Here is a 17,533-nt window from a genome sequence, read left to right as displayed (position 1 = left end):
CACGACAGGCCGCGCCGTCCCGTCACCCGAAGGCGCCTTGGTCTTGTCATCGCGGGCAGGCTTCTGCAGGCCGTTCATGGTTGCTTGCGACTGTTCTGATGCTGCCCCAGGCGCTGCTGGTTTTGCGGCAACTGGCCTTCGTGCGCGGCGGCGCGGCCGTCCTCTGCCGGTACTTGCATTGGGCGCTTGGCGGACTGGCCGGTGCCACGCTGCATCGAGGTGCGCTCAGCGCGGTCGGACTCAGCGCGCTCGTTTGCAGCACCACCCACCGTCCGCTCCTGCTTGCGTTCGCCCTTTTGTTCGCCCTTTTGCTCGCCCTTTTGTTTCCCCTTCTGTTCTCCCGATCCGGCAGCAGGCTTGTGCTGTTGCTGTGCGTGTTGCTTCATCTTCCGACTCCTTGTCAGTTACGGACAACTCGCCCGTAACCGATTGCGACGCAACGAGTGTGCCGCCGGAACAGCGCAGTCAGTACAGCCCATATGCCCCGCGCAGGTATCCGCCTTGCTGCACCTGCAGTGTCGCGCCCCGGCGCGCAAGTACGCATGGAGAATCCAGATGGCAACCAGCAACCTGTATCGCACAGGCGAAGCGCCTGCACAGACCGGCAAGGGTCACGGCACCGATGCACTCGGCCCCTCCGACAGTTCGGACACGGGCAGCGATGTGGTCGGCGGCCCAGGCTTGGGCAGCGACATTGAAGACCGCTTTGACGAAGACCCCGCCGTCCACCCGCACGGCAACGCAGCCAACCGCACGGCCGGCGCAGACCTGGGTGACGTCAACCTCGACAGCGACACCGATTCCACCGGCACGGGCGAGCGCCGCGCCGCCGGGCACGAACCCGTCATACGCGAAGGCGGCGACCTGATGCCCGATGCCATACATGACATGCATCACCCCGAAGTCGACACGCCCATCGACGACGAAGACTTTGAGCACGCCACAGGCCTGGCGGGCGAAAACGATGACGCCGATGCCCCCGACGCGGTTGACCTGGACGAAACGCCGATCAACCCCAAGCCCGGTGCCCGCGATGTGCCCGTGCATTCGCCGGCGGGCGGCGGCACGGATTGGTCCGACAACATGCGCCGCAGCCGCCCCACGTACAAGGGCAAGCGCGTGCCGGGCCAGCATCGCGGCTAGGCGAATCGGATGAATAGGGACCCGGCCTGCACGCTAACGCAGCCGGGTCTAGACTGGCGGCGGACCAGCACGTGCGCATATGCGCCCACGCTGGCCCGCCGCGCCCACGTTTGAGCGAACTTCATACCCCGCCCCATGACCCGTCTACATTTTCCTGTTTGTACTGCAGCGCTTGTCACCTTGGTGGCAGCCGCCTTGCCGCTTGCCGCCTCTGCGCAGAGCGCCGCCGCGCCCACGCGCGTGCGCGCCACCATCAACGCCGTACACAGCACCACCATTGACGTGACCGACACCTCTGGCAACAAGGCCACGGTCACGCTGCCAGTGGACATCAGTGTCGCCCAGGTCGCGCCCATCGAGCCATCGGCCATCAAGGCTGGCAGCTATATCGGCACGGCGGCCGTCAAACAGCCTGACGGCACGCTGCGTGCGCTGGAGGTGCACGTGTTTCCCGAAGCCATGCGCGGCACCGGCGACGGTCACCGCCCCTACGACATGGGCCCGAACAGCAGCATGACCAACGGCACGGTCGAACAGGCAGGTGCTGTCACCGGCGCGCAGGGCCGCACGCTGTCGGTCAAGTACAAGGATGGGGAGCAGCGCATCGTGGTGCCGCCGCAAGTGCCGATCGTCACCTTCGCGCCCGGCCGCCGCGATGACCTGAGAGCCGGCGCACACGTCGTCATGTTCGTGCGCGCCGATGCGCAAGGCACGCTGGTTGCACAGCGCGTGCTGGTCGGCAAAGACGGGATGGTCCCACCGATGTGAGGGTGGGTGGCACATCGGCCGCCGCCTCACTCCCGGCGTCAGGCGTTTGACCTGCATCGCCAGACCCCAAACACGCAACGCCGGGCCGTAGACCTCGGGCACCGCGGCGCCCAAGCCGCTCAGAACGGCTTGCTGACTGAGAGCAGGAACGTACGGCGCGGCGCAAACTGCGGTGCGCCCACGCCGATGCCCGTGCCATCGCGCAACTGGTAGCTACGGTCGAAGATGTTCAGCACAGTCAGGCGCGTCTTGAACTTGCCCAGCGTCGGCAGGTTGAAGTCGCGCGCGGCGCCCACGTTCATCTGCCAGTAGGCCGGCAGGTGGTCGGTATTGGCAAAGCCGTTGCGCAGGCCCGTACCGAACAGCACATCGCTCGTATAGGTCGTGCCGGAATACCGGTACGACACGCCGGCCGACGCAGTCAGGCGCTGGTCGTGGTCAAGATTGACCCAGTGGTTGTTGATGTAGGCCAGTCTGTCGGCGTCGAAGTTGAACTGGCCGGTCTCAATACCCTTGCCCTGTGCGCGCGACACGGCCAGGTTCAGGTACGCGCCGAAGTTGCCGTTGCGATAGTTCGCACTGCCCTCCAGCCCGTATATACGGCCACGCTCGTAGTTGAACGCCGAGTACAGCAGCGCATTGCCGAACTGCCCTTCGTCCTGCAGATGGCGCACGTCGCGGTAGTACGCATCCAGACCCAGCGTCAGGTGCGGCGTGAGTTGGTGCGAAACCCCCACGTCAAAGTAGTTCGAGCGTTCGGATTTGACGGCCGTGTTGGCGTCCGACGGCAGCGCGTTGGTCGTGCCGGCAAAAGCCTGCACCGACGTGGTGTCAAATTTCTCGGTGGGCGGCGGCGTGAAGTAGCGCGCGTAGCCGGCGTGCACGCGGGTGCGCGGCGTCAGGTCATACGTCAGGCCCAGGCGCGGGCTCAACTGCTGCTCGCTGACGATGGTGTTGACGCGGTCGTAGCGCGCGCCGTAGTTGACGGTCAGCTTGTCGGTGGGCTTCCACTCATCCTGCAGGTACACGCCCATGGTCGTGCCGCTGCCGCTGTGGTTGTCGACGATGGTGAACGGCGTGGTGCTGGTCTGCGCGCCGGTGCTGTCGGCGGCAAACACGCTGGCAGTGTTGTCGGCCACGTAGCGCTCGCGCTGCACGAACACGCCGGCGCGCAGCGTGTGCTTGTCGTTGAGCTTATAGCTGGCGTCGCCCTGCGCGCCGTAGGCCTCGTTGCGGCGCGTGATGTCAGCAGCCACGCCGTTGTAGACCAGGTCGCCAATCGGGTCAGGCATGTAGTCGATGCGGCTCGCGCGGCGGAACAGCGACACCTGGTAGTCCAGCTTGGGCGACACCTTCTGCTGATACGTCAGGATCTGGAAGTCGGTCTTCTCGCGCTGGTTGGCGTTGAGCGCCTCTGACGCGGGCGGCACCACACCGCCCAGCGTGAACTTCGGCGCGAGCCCGGTGCGCGTCGGAATCTGGAAGCGGCTGTTGGACGTGCCGAACATGAAGCTCACGCGGCTGTCGTTGTCGAGCAGGTACGACAGCATGCCGAACGACTTGTTCTGCGTGGTGTGGTCGTGCGTCGCGTTGCGATTGCCCGTGGGGTTTTCAATGCCGAGGTTGTTCTCGGTGAACACGCCCGACAGGTAATAGCTGAAGCGGTCTTTCGTGCCCTGGATCTGCGCGTTGACCTCGTGCGTGGCGTTGCTGCCGAGCACGGTACCGATCTCGCCGCCAAAGGCCTTGGGCTCGCCATCCTCGTCGGTGGATGCGCCCTTGGTGGTGATGTCAACAATGCCTGCGGTGCGATAGCCGTACTGCGCCGGCAGCGCGCCGGTCAGCACGTTGATCTGATTGGCGAAGCGCGTGTCGAGCATCTGCCCGAAGCCGCTGATCGGCTCGGGGACGATCACGCCATTGATGCGGTACTGCAGGTTGGAGTGGTCGCCGCGCACATGCAGTTGGCCGTACGAATCCTGCACCACGCCCGGCGCCTGCAGCAGCACCTGGTTCAGCGGGGTGGCATCCCCCATCGGCAAGCGGGCGATGTCGTCGGTGTCGAATTTGTAGACGGAGCTGCCGGTGTCCGGTGACAACCCGTTGCGAGCGGCATCGAGGCGCTTGGCAGTCACCCGGGTTTCGCTGAGATTGCGCACGTTGGTGGCGGCCGCCGCTTTGGTGGATTCGGCAGATGCGGCAGATTCGGCGGGTGTGCCGGGTGTGGCAGGGGCGGTCGTGGCGGGGGCGGAAGACGCTACCACCGGCGCGGTCGCCTCTTGGGCGAAGGCGGAGACAGCAGCGACGGATGGCAGCACAGCGGCAAGTGCCATCACCAGCTTGCGGGGCTGGAACGGAATCATGAAAGACCTTTGAATCGAGCGGATGCGTCAAACAGCGGCCCGCGCGTGCATCAGCACAGCAAGCGAGCCAACAGGCAAGGCAGGAATCAAAGGCAGAACGGAGGATCGCGCGAACACACGGCCACCGGAAAGACCGGCGCACCCGCATGAAAACCGATGCGCGGAAAGCGCCAGCGCTGCGTACTGCGCAGCCGCAGCACCACGAGCATCGGCAAGGCCGCCGCGAGCGCGGCAAAGGCAGCGCACTGCAAGCACGCTGCGTGTTCCTGCACGGGCTGGCTGCGTTCGGCGCCGGTGGGCTTGGCCGCGACGGCACTGACGGCACTGACGGCAGCAGCGCCCAGCTCAACCGCGGTCCCTTCGCTCAGCTCACTCCAATGCGAGAGCGCATGCCGCAGCGCGCCCTGCTGACCAAACAGCAGGAACACCGTCAGCAGGCAGGCCAGCCAACGCAGATGGAGGAAGGAGGAGCGGAAGGAACGCAAGGTCGGGGCGCAGATGCCAGCGCACAATGTCACCCGACATTGTGCGCTCAATGCAACTAAGTTGCGAATTCTGACACCGGCCGCCCGATTCAGCAATCCATCAGGTGGAGGGCCATCACCCGCAACCGTAGCGCCCCTGTATTACAAGCGCGTGTGCGCGAAGCCCGGCATGAAGCCCGTCGGCACGCCCAGGCTCGGCACCGGTACGCGCTTCCAGTTCGGTCGTGTCTTGCGGGCGGGCTCTGTGCGTTGTGCGGGCGCGCCCACTTCAGTGGCATCGTGCAGGCTGGCCAGCCACGCGCCGTAGTCAAACCAGCCGTCACGCACGAGTTGCTCGCCCACACAATTGGCAAAGCGATCGGATTTGGGCAAGAAGCACAGCTCAAAGCCTTCGCTTTCACGGCGGCCATGCATCCAGCGATGCGGCACCTGATGGTTGGCCAGCGCTTCCGACAGGCGCGTGCCGTAACGCTGTTGACCCTGGCGGCGCGCGCCGATCACGTAGAAGCCATCCAGCAGCCGGCGTAACCCCAGCGCAGAACGCGCGTGACGCACCTCGGCGTCGACCAGCAATTCACGATTTTGCGTGCGGGCCTGCAACGCCAGCGCGGCAAAATGGTGTGCGCCCCACTCGTTCATGTAGAAGAGCTCGCCGCCGGCAAAGTCGTAGGCGCGGAACACATTGGCCTGATCTGCGTAGCGGAACACGTGGCGCTGGTTGGCGGCGAAGTCCGCATCGGTGCTATGCGGAATGCGGCGGCAATGCTGGTGCGCAAACACCAGCATGCTCGGGAACGAATGCACCGAACACGGCGACTGCGCCAGCCCCGTCACCGCGCGGATGTCGATCTTGCACTGCTCGCGGCGCACGCCCACAAGCTGGCTCAGGTGGTGGTGCAACTCGTCCACCCAATCGGCATGCGCCAGATGCTTGGGAAACAGCTGATGTGCGGGCTCCACCACGCCAACTTCGAATAGAAACGGCACGCTCTTGTGCCAGATATCGAGTTTCCAGTGCGACAGCGCATCGCTTTCCGTGCGATGGTGCGCAACCGATTGTGTGACATTGAAAGCGCGCGACTGGACGACCCAGCTCGACGCCGCATGCAACAGATTGGAAACGTTCATGTCACCCCCCGGAAGACTGAATCGCTTGTGTGCGGATTGCCGACGTCGCTCCAAAATGTGTGGCGATTGGTCAGCAATGTAAAAACCAACGACTCAAAAGTACCCCACTTTAGAGGGGTATGCCATGAAGTTTGTTGAAGTCCGTGTTAAGAAAAATACACATACCGCGTAGGGGCTTGTCAGGCGCGCGATATGCTGCAAGACGGGGCATCCGCCGATCAGGAGACTGAAATGCCCACCAAGCCCGGCCGTTCCGAAACCGATACGACGCACCCACCCGCTCGTCCGAAAGCCCAGCCAAGGCCGCACAAACGCGGGCCCGGCGATCCGCTGGTGCCACGCGACACGCGCCCGGGAAAACCCGAGCAGAAAGAGCCGCCCGTGGAAAATCTCTGAGCCAGCCGCTCAGACCAGGCACATGTCGGAGACTTCCTCGTCCGACAAACCCCACGTCGTGGCGTCTTCCACGGTAACGATGGAATCGTCTGACTTGCCCAGGCTGATGCGCTCAGGGCGCACGCGCGTCTTGGTGTTGCCCGAATAGAAGACGACCACGTCTGGCTTGAGCGCCGAGGCCTCGTTCTGGTGAACCACCACGCCCAGCCGGTTGGTACGCAGCTTGACCAGCGTGCCCACCGGGTAGATGCCTACGCTGCGTGTGAAGGCCTGGAACACGGTGCGATCGAACTGCGTATCGGTGCGCGCCATCATGTATTTCAGCGCCTGCGCTGGCGACCACGCATGGTGGTACGGGCTGCTCGAGGTGAGCGTGTCATACACGTCGCAGATGGCCCCCATCTTGGCCCACAGGCTGATGCCGTCGGCCTTCTGAGCGTCTGGGTAACCGCTGCCATCAATGCGTTCGTGGTGGTGCAGGCAAATCTGGCGTGCGATCTCGCTAAACTGGCCACTGCCCTGCAGCAAGTGGTGGCCGCCCACAGCGTGGGTCTGCAGCAGCGCCAGCTCTTCCTTGGTGAGCGCGGTGCTCTTGTCGAGCAGCGTACGCGGCATGGCCGATTTGCCGATATCGTGCACCAGCCCGCCCAGGCCGCATTCGCGGATCTCGTCTTCAGGCAAGCCCAGCGTCTTGGCCAGTGCCACCATCAGCGCGCAGACGGCAAACGAATGCAGGTAGGTGTAGTCGTCCTTGTTCTTCAGGCGCGCCAGTGCAATCAGTGCGTAAGAGTTGCGCGCCAGCGAGTTGGACACGTCGTCCACCAGCAGCAGCGCCTTTTCGGTTTCCAGCGCGCGGCCCATGCGGGCTTCGGCAAACATGTGGCCGAGCGTCGCCTTGCCCCTCTGCATCAACTGCTGGGCGTGCTTCCACTCCTCCTTGAGCGACGTGGGCATGAGCGGTGGCCGGGCGGCCACGGCTTCACGCGTGAGCGGCTCGGGCTCAGGCGCGGGTGCCGCCACCGGAGCGGGCATCAGCGTCTCGGACACGACGTCTTCGCCGCGCTCGGGGTCGATCCAGACTTCGGTGATACCCGCCTTGCGGATGTCATCGATCTGGCCCTGGTGCGACAACTGAAATTGCGCACGCCAGAACGGGTGCTTGAGCCAGGACCCGCCCAGCTTCATTACAAACATGCCGACACGCAATTGGCTCGCATCGATTCGCTTCATACCCTGCCTACCTCGGCTCGAAGTCCGGTTTTTTGATTGAATTAGGGGAGCGGCGTGCCAGCCGACACTGGCTCGTGTTTCGCAAGTCTAGGCGTTTTACGCTGGTGGATGCTCTGGTCCATCAGCGCGCCAAACCGCGCTTGGCTTATCGGCAAGTCTGCACAAAACTTGAGGCGAATGTGGATTGGGCGGCGCGTGGCATACCGCCGCCATGGCAAGCAAGCGGTGGAACACTGGCGGTGGCTGCGGTCGAATCAAACAGCGGATGCATCAAGACCCTCGCCTGTCGGGCTGGCGGCCCGGCGCGACAGGGGTACACTAGATCTTAAGGATGCGCATCCGATATGACTCAAGATCCCATGTCTCACCGCAAGCAGCAGAACACCGATGACTTCGCGCTCAACCGCGACGCCATCCGGTGGCTCGCGTCCTTGCCCGACCAGGTGCGGCCGATCGAACTCGGTCGCAAGTTCCCGCGCATCATCAACACGATCGCTGCCAAGTGGGCGGATTTCATCGGCTGCCGGCGCTATCTGAACAGCTTGCAGATGGACGACCGCGGCGGCCGCCAGGGCTTTCCGTTCGAGATCGTCCAGGAGATCTGCACGCTGCGCGAGTACTTCGATTCGCTCTATCCGCCAGACAAGGACCTCTGGCAGAAGGCCATCGACGCGAACAAACGCTAATGCATTGGCACCAAAGCAAAGCGGCCCACATTCGGGCCGCTTGCCATTTGGGCGCACCGGCTGGCCGATCAGGAAGCGCCATCCGGCCCTGATGCCAGCTTGTTCAGCAGCGCCAGCAGGGTCTGCCGTTCATTGGCCGAAAGATGCGCCGTCACGCGGGCATCATGGGCGATCACGGCCCGGGTGATGTCGTCCAGGGTGGTCGCACCCTTGGCTGTCAACACGAGCCGGAAGGCGCGTTTGTCCTTGGGCGAAGGCTGGCGCTCGACCATGCCCATGTCTTCCAGCGTATCGACCAGTAGCACCGCGCCGGAGCGCGCCACGCCCAGGATGTTGGCCAGCTCGGTCAGCTTGAGGTTGGGGTTGTGCGCAATCACGGTCATGGCCGAGAAGCGCGGCGGCGTGATGTTCCACGCTTGCAGCGAGCGCACGAAATCTTCGTAGATGTGCAACTGCGCGCGCCGCACCGCATAGCCGACCAGCCCGTCGAGCGCGCCATACTCCACGTCCGCCAGGTGCGGGTTGAAGTGGCCGGAAGGGGCCACGGCGGGATACAGGTCGTCAGCTTTGGGCGTGCGCGGCATGGCGGTGTCGATGGTGGAAGACCCCTCGATTATCGTCGGCGAGGCGGCCGTCGGCCATGCACGCACGTGCGTTTCAGTTCAATAGTTTCCATTTGCCATGGTCGATGGTCAGCAGCACGCGGCCGCGCGCGTCGAAGCCAAAATGGTCTGCGGCAGTGTAATTGAGCACGCCGTGCGAGACGACGATGTCGTGCTCAGATTCCAGCGCGTTCTTCAGCGCCTGGCGGAACTCCGGCGTGCCCGGCCTGGCCTTCTTGAGCGCCACCGGCACGATGCGCTGGAGCACCTGCAGCGCGTCCCACGTGTGGGCGCCGAACTGCGTGCGCGTGTCGGGGCCGTTGGCCTTCTCATAGCGCATGACATATTCGAGCGCAGTCTTCTTGCTCGGATGGCTGTCGGGCAACTGCTCGGCCACAATGACCGGCCCCGCCGGCAGGATAGCCCCATCGACCGACTTGCCGCCGATGCGGATCAGGTCTTTCGTGGCCGCGCCGTGCGTCTGATAGATCGGCCCCGCATAGCCACGATCGCGCAACGCCGTGTGCGGCAGCGCCGCGCCGGTACCCGCGCCAGCCACCAGAATTGCATCGGGCTTCACGCTGACCAGCTTTGCCACCTGCCCCGTCACGCTGGTATCAGCGCGGGCATAGCGCTCCACATCGGCAATCTTGATGCCGCGCGGCGTGGCGGCAGCGGTGAAGTCCTTCAGCCAGCTCTCGCCATAGGCATCGGCAAAGCCGATGAAGCCGACGTTCTTGATCCCGGACGCGGCCATGTGTGTGGCAATCGCCTCGGCCATCAACGAGATGGGTTGCGCCAGACGGTACGTCCAATCGCCCTTGCCCGGCTTCAGTTCAACTGGCGCCAGCGCCAACTGTGGCGTGTGGGATTCTGTGGCGACTTCGGCAATCGCAATCGACGGCGCCACAGCCGATGAGCCGACGATGATGTCAACGTGATCCTCCGTCACCAGCTTGCGCGCCAGACGTGTGCCGGTGCTTGGGTCTGAGGCGTCGTCCACCACCACGAGGCGCAGCTTTTCACCGCCGATGGCGTCCGGATAAAACGCCAGCGAGTTCTTCTGTGTGATGCCGAGCGACGCCGATGGCCCCGTGGTCGACAAGCTCACGCCGACGACGATTTCGGCATGGGCAGCCGTGGCGAGCAACAGCGCGGCTGCGGCGCAGAGGGTGCGGCGGATGGTCATAGGCTCCTCTTCTCTTCTGGCGTGTGGATGTCTTGCGGTTGTTCAGGCGCGGCCGGGCATGGGCGGTTGATCGCGCAGTGATTGCGGATCGAAGCCGGCCAGTTTTTTATAGCGCATTGCGATCCCTTCCAGCTCGGCGCGCGGGATCACGTCGTCGATGCGCGCAAAGCCTTGCGGCGCGCGTTCATGCGCGAGCTGCATGACCTGCTCCGGCCCATTCAGGCGGTTGCGCAGCACGATGCCGGCCGTGCGCGGCAAGCGGTCGGCTTCGTACTCGCGCAACGCAACGCCCGTGTCACGCGTGGCGAGCAGGCAATCGATCAGCGCGCGCGCATCGAGAATGGCCTGCGCACTGCCGTTTGAGCCGATGGGGTACATCGGGTGCGCCGCGTCGCCCAGCAGCGTGACGCGGCCGAAAGTCCAGCGCGGCAGCGGGTCTTTGTCGACCAGTGGGAATTCGTACACGGCCTGCGCGCCGTCAATCAACGCCGGGATGTCGATCCAATCCCATTTCCAGTCGGCAAAGGCACTGCGGAAGATGGCGCGGTCGACCTCGCGGTTCCAGTCGCTGCGCGGCGGGGCTTCGTCAGGCACGCGCAGCTCGGCAATCCAGTTGATGCGTGAGCGTCCCTGCTGACGCAGCGGTTCGGAAATTGGATAAGCGACGAACTTTTGATCTTGGTGGCCCGCCATGAACATGGTGCGGCCGTCGAGATAAGGCTCGGCTTCAGTGACGGCGCGCCACAGCATGCGGCCGGCAAAGCGCGGTGCATCGCCCGCCGGGTAGAAGTGCCTGCGCACGGCTGAGTGGATGCCATCTGCGCCGATCAACACGTCGGCCGAGGATTCGACGATGGCGTCGTTGGCTCGATCACGGAGCGTAAAGCTGACGGGCCCGCCCTTCTCGCCGGTCGATTGAACGGCTTCAAAGCTATGGCCCAGGCGAATGCAGTCCGGCCCAAGCCGCTGCGCCACGGCATCGGCCAGCGCCATCTGGAATTCACCACGGTGGATGGAGAACTGCGGCCAGTCGTAGCCCGCCGCCAGCCCGCGCGGCTCGTGCCAGATCGGCTGGCCCAGACGGTTGTAGTAGGCCAGCGCCGAGGTGCGGATCGCCAGCGCACCCAGCGTGTCTTCCAGCCCCAGCTCGCACAACTGGCGCGCGGCATGCGGCAGCAGGTTGATGCCCACGCCCAGCGGCCGCAACGTCTGCACCGCCTCCCATATCTCGACCTCAAAGCCCTGGCGCTGCGCCATCAACGCGAGCGTAAGGCCGCCGATACCCGCCCCGATGATGGCGATCTTCATGGCTGTCTCCGTGAAATTTGTTGCAGTCTATAACGAATTTCAACGGTATCCCGCCGGCGGTATCTCAGGGCAAATCCCTAGACGAATGGCGCTGAATGCGGTGCGTTGGTCTCTTGACGCTCTGTGAGATATCACAATACCATCACTCGACTTTTACGAGATTCGAGGCCGCCCCAATGTCGCGTCCGATCAAACTGGTTTCCGGCTCCGCCAAACCCGCGCCCGCATCTGCACCGTTTGCCGTTGAACCCGCCGCGCACGCTCCCAAAGGCGCCGCCATGCGCGAACTCGCCTATGCCGAAATCAAGCGCCGCATCATGGCGTGCGAATTCCGCCCCGGCGAGCCGCTCAACGAAGCACAGCTCGGCGCGCTGCTCGGCCTGGGCCGCACACCGATCCACCAGGCGCTGCATCGTCTGGAGGTCGAGGGGCTGGTGCAAATCCTGCCGCGCAAGGGCGTGCTGGTCACACCGCTATCGCTCAATGACGTGCTCGACATGATCGAGGTGCGCGCCACCAACGAGATTCTTTGCGTGACGCTCGCTGCCGAGCGCGCCCACCCGGCGGATTTCGAAGCCATGCGGGCCATCGTCGATGCATCACCCGCGCTGATCGAGCACCGCGACATTGCCGCGCTCGCGGCGCTGGACCTCAAGTTCCACCTCGCCATTTCTGCCGCCTCGCGCAACCGCGTGCTGGCCGAACTGCTGCGCGGGCTGCACGAAAAGCAGGCGCGGTTCTGGTTCCTCTCGCTGTCGGAGCCGCAACACCTGCAGAACGTGTACGACGAGCACCTCGCCGTGCTCGATGCGCTGGAACGCCGCGACGTGCCCGCGGCGCGCGAGGCCATCCGAGAGCACATCGACGAGTTCCGCCGCACGATCATCCGCACGCTCTGATCGTCGTTTTCCGCCTCAACGCATTACTGGATTCCCGCATGACCACGCTGCACCTGAACCTGATCGGCCACGGCCCCATCGACGTGACCGTGGACCACCTCGTCATTGCCGGCTGGACCGGCCGCGATGCCCAAGCCGTCGAACACCACATTGCTGAACTGGAAGCGATTGGCGTAGCGCGCCCGGCGCGCGTGCCGTGCTTCTATCGCGTGTCGGCCTCGCTGCTGACCACCGATGCCCGCGTGGAAATTCCCGGCGCCGATTCGTCGGGCGAAGCGGAATTCGTGCTGTATTCCACGCCGATGGGCCTGCTGGTCGGCATCGGTTCGGATCACACCGACCGCAAGGTCGAAGCCTATGGCGTAACGGTCTCCAAGCAGATGTGCGCCAAGCCCGTGAGCCGTGACGTGTGGCACTTCGACGCGCTGGCTGATCACTGGGACAGCCTGCAGATGAAGACCTGGCGCACCCGCGACGGCCAGACCGCGCTGTACCAGGAGGGCGGCGTCACGCGCATGCTCGACCCGCGTGACCTGATCCGCCGCTACACCGGCGCCGACACCCTGCCGGTGGGCACCGCCATGTTCGGCGGCACGCAGCCCATCATCGGTGAACTCGGCTTTGGCGAAGCCTTCAACATGGCGCTGATCGATCCGGTGTCGGGGCGCGAACTGCGTCACCAGTATGCTGTGGACTCTCTGCCCGTCGAGGGCTGAAGCACCCCACCCAATCGGAAACATCGGAGACCACCGCATGATGACGCCCCGCCCGAACATGATCCGCGCGCTGGCCGCTGAACTGGCTGCCGGCCGCATCACCAGTGTCGCGTTGACAGAAGCCGCGCTGGAGCGCGCCAAGGCGCATCGGGCTGCCGATGGCGCTGCCTATGTGAGTCTCGATGTGCAAGCGGCGCGTGCCATGGCGCGTGCCGCCGATGCCGCGCGCGCGGCGGGCAATGTGCCGTCGTTGCTGGCAGGCTTGCCGGTGTCGATCAAGGATCTGTTTGACGTGGCGGGCCAGGTGACGGCGGCCGGCTCGCGCGCACTGGCGCATCAGCCCCCCGCCACCGCCGATGCCACCGCGGTCGCGCGCCTGCGCGCGGCCGGTGCGGTGCTGCTCGGCCGCACCAACATGAGCGAGTTCGCGTTCTCGGGCCTGGGCCTGAACCCGCACTACGGTACGCCGCGCACGCCGGCCGACGGCACGCGCGCCGCCGGCGGCTCCACCTCGGGCGGTGCGGTTACGGTTGCGGGCGGCATGGCCGTGGCGGCGCTCGGCACCGACACGGGCGGCTCGATCCGCATCCCATCGGCCTTCTGCGCGCTGACCGGTTTCAAACCCACCGCGCGCCGCGTGCCGATGATGGGCGGCATTCCGCTGTCCACCTCGCTCGACTCGGGTGGGCCGCTGGCCAACTCGGTCGACTGCTGCGCCATCGTCGATGCCATCCTCAGCGCAGAGACGCTCGATACCGACGCCGTGCCGCTGGCCGGCCTGCGCCTTGGCGTCACGCAGGACTACGTGGGCGCGGACCTCGACGACACGGTCGCCACCGCATTCCACCGCGCCCTGGAACGGCTTGAACGCGCCGGCGCGCACATCGTGCGTTTCGGTTTCCCCGAGCTGCTGCAACTGCCCGAGATCAACAGCGGCGGCGGACTCACGGCAGCCGAGGCATACGCATGGCACCGCCCGCTGCTGGCGCGCGCCGAAGCGCAATACGACCCGCGCGTTGCGGCACGCATCCGCCGCGGCGAACAGATGGGCGCCGCTGCCTACATCGACGTGATGGACGCACGCGTACGCATGATTGCCGCCGCGCGCAAGCGCCTAAGCAACTTCGATGCATGGCTGATGCCGACGGTGGCCATCGTGCCGCCCGAAGTCGCGCCGCTCGAAACCGATGACGCGCAGTTCTTCCGCACCAACGCACTCACGCTGCGCAACCCGAGCGTGATCAATTTCCTGGATGGCTGCGCGCTGACGCTGCCCGTGCATATCGCCAACGAGGCCGCCAGCGAACTGCCGGTCGGCTTGTCGATCTGCGGTCTGGCGGGCGACGACGCGCGCATCCTGCGCGTCGGCCGGGCGGTGGAGGCTGCCCTGCGTTGACCGGCTAGCCAGAACACCCCCGCCGGCGTCCGGGCCACGCAGGCGGTTTCCGTAAGCCACATCAAAGGCGCGCGCACAGACGCGCCGGGCCCAACTCGTGCCTGCGTTTCGCACACCCAAGCGGCACAACGAAGCGCAGGCAAGCTCTCACGCCATTGGAGGAAACCATGTCGCAAACCCAAGCCCTGCAAGCCGATCCGGCAGAACCCGCAGGCAAACCGCTCCACAGCACCGAGCTGGATGTCACCTATCGCCGCATTGCGTATCGGCTGGTGCCGTTCCTGGTGGTGCTGTTCATCCTCGCGTGGATCGACCGCGTCAACGTCGGGTTCGCCAAGCTGTCGATGCTGCAAGACCTGCAGTTCAGCGAAGCGGTGTACGGCCTGGGCGCAGGCATCTTCTTCATCGGCTACTTCCTGTTTGAAGTGCCGAGCAACCTGCTGCTCGAAAAGATCGGTGCACGCAAAACGCTGGCGCGCATCACCATACTGTGGGGCCTGGCCTCGATGGCGATGATCTATGTGAAGACACCAACGTCGTTCTACGTGATGCGCTTCCTGCTGGGCATCTTCGAAGCGGGCTTTTTCCCGGGCGTGGTGCTGTACCTGACGTACTGGTTTCCCAGCGCACATCGCGCGCGCATCAACAGCCTGTTTATGACGTCGTTTGCGATTGCGGGCGTGGTGGGGGGCCCGGTAGCGGGCTTCATCATGAGCCGCATGGAAGGCGTGGGGCACCTGGCCAACTGGCAATGGCTCTTCCTGCTCGAAGGCATTCCTTCTGTGCTGGCAGGCTTTGCCGTGCTGGCCTGGCTGCCAGAGACGCCGCGCCAGGCCAAGTGGCTTTCCGCCGCCGAACAAGACGCCGTCATCCGCACCGTTGAAGCGGAAAACCGCGACCCTGCCAAGCACGCCTCGTTTGGCGCCGCACTGGCCAATGCCCGCGTGTGGATCTGCGCCGCGATCTACTTCTGCGTGGTCAGCGGCAACGCCACCATCGCGTTCTGGACGCCGTCGATCATCAAGGAACTGGGCGTGCAGGGCAATTTCCACATCGGCCTGATCTCGGCCATCCCGTTCATCGCCGGCACGATTGCGATGGTGTGGAACGGAGCACATTCTGACCGCACCGGCGAACGCCGCATGCACTGCGCCATGGCCGCCCTCATCGCCAGCGCCGGCTTGGTGGCGACAGGCGCAACGCTGGGCTCGCCGTTGCTGGCACTGATCTCATTGACGGTGGCAGCGATCGGCATTCTGGCCGCGTTCCCGGTGTTCTGGTCGATCCCGGCCGTATTCCTGGCGGGCACCGCGGCCGCAGGCGGCATCGCACTCATCAACTCCATCGGCAACCTGGCAGGCTTCGTCGCGCCGTACATGATCGGCTGGCTGAAGACGAGCACCGGCCACCTGTCGGCCGGCCTGTACTTTGTCGCCGTGCTGGAGTTGGGTGCAGCGGTGCTGGTCATCCTCGGCACGCGCAAGCATTAAGCACCGAGCACCCGCACCCACCCCTCAAAGAAACCGCCGTGGCGCCAACCCAAGCGCCACGGCGGTTTGGCCGTTGACGTTCCTGCCGCAGATGGCGCCGTGGATTTTTGGGCGCGCCTGTCTTTGCTGACTTTCTTTGGCACGACAGAAGGACACCACCAACGCCAGAACCCCACCAACAAGGTTCCAAACCGCACCGATGGAGTTCCGAACGCAACCACTGCCGTTCTGAACATCAAAGGCGATGTCCAGAACCCCTCAATGCACCCTGGCGCTCAGCCCGCCACCTTGTAGCCCATCCGCACCCCACCCCAGTGCCGTCCCTTCACATAGATCGGCGCAGAAACGTCCTTCATCATCGCAAACGTGCCATTTCCCATATCGCGGCGATAGGTCTGCAACAAAAACGCCTCGGTATTGCGTGCAGCGCCCAGGCCAGTGCGGTCAGCAAACAACCGCCGGTTCCGGCTGTTGGCCGCATTCCAGGCCGCATCACTGCCCTGCGGCTGCGAGAACTTCAAGTTATGCGTCGGCAGATAGCCATTGGTATCCACCGCCGCACAAAACACCACGCGGGGATCAAGCGTCAACAAAGGCTCCTGCACCGCAGGCAGCACGCGATCCGTGAACGTCGTAAACCGCGTCAGATGCTGCGGCGGATCGGTATTGGGCACCGGCGCATACGCGCGGTCGAACAAGTCGCCCTCGCTGATATCGCCACGCGCCAACGCGGATTCAAACAGCGCGCTGATCTTGCCCGCCGCAGCCTGCACCGCTTCGATAAACGGCGTATCCGCACTGCGCACACCCGTTGAGGCCGTCAACCGAATCAACGTTTCTGACGCGCCCAGCAAACCCGAGAGCTGCTGCTGCGCGTTGTCGATGTTGTGGCTCGATTGCCTGACGCCCTCGGCCATCGCATCCACCTCACGCGCAAGCGACACGCATTCGCCTTCGATGGCAGCGGTGGATTCGGCAATGCTGGTGGCCTCGGCGTCGAAGCGCGCAATGGCCTCGCCCGCCACGCCAATCACCGCGCCAATCGCCTGCGTGCCTGCATCCACACGCTGGGCGCGTGCCACGTTCGCGCTGCTGTCGCCGATCAGCTTGTCGGTCTGGCCAGACAAGTCGGCCAGGGTGGTTTCAATGCGCTGCGTGGCCTCTGCGGTCTGGCCGGCAAGCTGTTTGACCGCACCGGCAACAACCGCAAAACTGCGGCCCGATTCCCCCGCGCGCGCCGCTTCAATGGCAGCGTTGATGGCCAGCAGGTTGGTCTGCCTGGCGATCTGCGAAATCTGCTCGGATGCCTGTGCCACGTGGATCAACGCTTCACGCAGCGCCGCGATCTGCTGCTCCATGCTGGCCACGCCAACGGCCAGCTCGCGAATATCGCGCAGCGATGCGTCCACTGTGGCGCGTGAATCGCTCACCTCCCCGCTGGCATGCGATGCCACTTCACGCGCATGGCGCGCTGCCACGGCGATATCGTGATTGCCGCGCATGGTGACATCGGCAGCGTTGCGCAATTGGTCAAACACATCGGCCTGGCGGCGCAGGCGCACGGCCACGTCTTCCACGTTGCCGGATACCTCACAAATGCCCATGCCCACGCGGCCGGCCTCTTCGGCAATGCGGGCGACGAGTTCGGAAGAGGCTTTCGGGCCGCGGCCCCAGGCGAATGGCTTCACGTGCGGTGGTCTCCAGTTGTCGTTGTTGTTTTGTGCGCGCTCGCGC

At 64.9% G+C, this 17,533-nt stretch carries 16 protein-coding genes; 7 read left to right on the top strand and 9 right to left on the bottom strand.

What is annotated here, in order from left to right; genetic code table 11:
• Positions 1–74: 74 nt before the first annotated feature.
• A complete protein-coding gene (locus PSUB009319_RS08260) occupies positions 75–386 on the bottom strand; it encodes a hypothetical protein (protein WP_124381756.1) in 312 nt (103 codons plus the stop codon).
• A gap of 169 nt (positions 387–555) precedes the next feature.
• On the opposite strand from PSUB009319_RS08260, the gene PSUB009319_RS08255 reads away from it, so the two are divergent.
• Positions 556–1,143 (top strand): hypothetical protein, encoded by a 588-nt coding sequence (locus PSUB009319_RS08255; protein WP_124381755.1) that lies wholly within the window; start codon positions 556–558, stop codon positions 1,141–1,143.
• 135 nt (positions 1,144–1,278) lie between these two features.
• Positions 1,279–1,911, top strand: coding sequence for a hypothetical protein (locus PSUB009319_RS08250; protein ID WP_124381754.1), 633 nt, complete (start codon positions 1,279–1,281; stop codon positions 1,909–1,911).
• Positions 1,912–2,030: 119 nt separating this feature from the next.
• On the opposite strand, the gene PSUB009319_RS08245 is transcribed toward PSUB009319_RS08250, so the two are convergent.
• The 4 genes from PSUB009319_RS08245 to PSUB009319_RS08230 form a co-directional block, all read right to left on the bottom strand.
• Positions 2,031–4,274 (bottom strand): TonB-dependent receptor, encoded by a 2,244-nt coding sequence (locus PSUB009319_RS08245; protein ID WP_124381753.1) that lies wholly within the window; start codon positions 4,272–4,274, stop codon positions 2,031–2,033.
• 86 nt (positions 4,275–4,360) lie between these two features.
• Complete coding sequence (locus tag PSUB009319_RS08240) at positions 4,361–4,759, bottom strand: hypothetical protein (protein WP_124381752.1); 399 nt, start codon at positions 4,757–4,759, stop codon at positions 4,361–4,363.
• 141 nt (positions 4,760–4,900) lie between these two features.
• Positions 4,901–5,887, bottom strand: a complete 987-nt coding sequence (locus tag PSUB009319_RS08235) for a DUF6685 family protein (protein WP_124381751.1) — start codon at positions 5,885–5,887, stop codon at positions 4,901–4,903.
• A 405-nt stretch (positions 5,888–6,292) separates the two neighbouring features.
• Positions 6,293–7,513: an HD-GYP domain-containing protein gene (locus tag PSUB009319_RS08230; RefSeq protein ID WP_124381750.1), complete on the bottom strand. Its 1,221-nt coding sequence runs from the start codon at positions 7,511–7,513 to the stop codon at positions 6,293–6,295.
• Between the two features lie 344 nt (positions 7,514–7,857).
• Here PSUB009319_RS08230 and PSUB009319_RS08225 point away from each other — a divergent pair, with 344 nt between their 5' ends.
• Positions 7,858–8,199 (top strand): hypothetical protein, encoded by a 342-nt coding sequence (locus PSUB009319_RS08225; RefSeq protein WP_124381749.1) that lies wholly within the window; start codon positions 7,858–7,860, stop codon positions 8,197–8,199.
• A gap of 68 nt (positions 8,200–8,267) precedes the next feature.
• Here PSUB009319_RS08225 and PSUB009319_RS08220 read toward each other — a convergent pair whose 3' ends face one another.
• The 3 genes from PSUB009319_RS08220 to PSUB009319_RS08210 all read right to left on the bottom strand — a co-directional run bounded on the left by PSUB009319_RS08220 (position 8,268) and on the right by PSUB009319_RS08210 (position 11,298).
• Positions 8,268–8,783 (bottom strand): MarR family winged helix-turn-helix transcriptional regulator, encoded by a 516-nt coding sequence (locus tag PSUB009319_RS08220; RefSeq protein ID WP_124381748.1) that lies wholly within the window; start codon positions 8,781–8,783, stop codon positions 8,268–8,270.
• Between the two features lie 73 nt (positions 8,784–8,856).
• On the bottom strand, positions 8,857–9,990 hold the full coding sequence (locus tag PSUB009319_RS08215) for an ABC transporter substrate-binding protein (protein ID WP_124381747.1): 1,134 nt from the start codon (positions 9,988–9,990) through the stop codon (positions 8,857–8,859).
• Positions 9,991–10,032: 42 nt separating this feature from the next.
• Positions 10,033–11,298 carry a flavin-dependent oxidoreductase gene (locus PSUB009319_RS08210; protein WP_124381746.1) on the bottom strand — a complete coding sequence of 422 codons (1,266 nt, stop codon included), beginning with the start codon at positions 11,296–11,298 and terminating at the stop codon, positions 10,033–10,035.
• A 176-nt stretch (positions 11,299–11,474) separates the two neighbouring features.
• Between PSUB009319_RS08210 and PSUB009319_RS08205 the strand changes: the two genes are divergently transcribed.
• The 4 genes from PSUB009319_RS08205 to PSUB009319_RS08190 all read left to right on the top strand — a co-directional run bounded on the left by PSUB009319_RS08205 (position 11,475) and on the right by PSUB009319_RS08190 (position 15,799).
• On the top strand, positions 11,475–12,197 hold the full coding sequence (locus tag PSUB009319_RS08205; protein ID WP_124381745.1) for a GntR family transcriptional regulator: 723 nt from the start codon (positions 11,475–11,477) through the stop codon (positions 12,195–12,197).
• A gap of 38 nt (positions 12,198–12,235) precedes the next feature.
• The gene (locus tag PSUB009319_RS08200) at positions 12,236–12,913 is read left to right on the top strand and encodes a DUF2848 domain-containing protein (protein WP_124381744.1); all 678 of its coding nucleotides are present in this window, start codon (positions 12,236–12,238) and stop codon (positions 12,911–12,913) included.
• A 37-nt stretch (positions 12,914–12,950) separates the two neighbouring features.
• A complete protein-coding gene (locus tag PSUB009319_RS08195; RefSeq protein ID WP_124381743.1) occupies positions 12,951–14,309 on the top strand; it encodes an amidase in 1,359 nt (452 codons plus the stop codon).
• A gap of 167 nt (positions 14,310–14,476) precedes the next feature.
• A complete protein-coding gene (locus PSUB009319_RS08190; protein WP_124381742.1) occupies positions 14,477–15,799 on the top strand; it encodes an MFS transporter in 1,323 nt (440 codons plus the stop codon).
• A 275-nt stretch (positions 15,800–16,074) separates the two neighbouring features.
• Here PSUB009319_RS08190 and PSUB009319_RS08185 read toward each other — a convergent pair whose 3' ends face one another.
• Positions 16,075–17,487, bottom strand: a complete 1,413-nt coding sequence (locus tag PSUB009319_RS08185) for a methyl-accepting chemotaxis protein (protein WP_124381741.1) — start codon at positions 17,485–17,487, stop codon at positions 16,075–16,077.
• Positions 17,488–17,533 lie beyond the last annotated feature (46 nt).

The sequence above is a fragment of the Ralstonia sp. SET104 genome (assembly GCF_003851545.1).
Lineage (GTDB): Bacteria > Pseudomonadota > Gammaproteobacteria > Burkholderiales > Burkholderiaceae > Ralstonia.
This window is presented reverse-complemented; position numbering and strand designations above follow the sequence as displayed.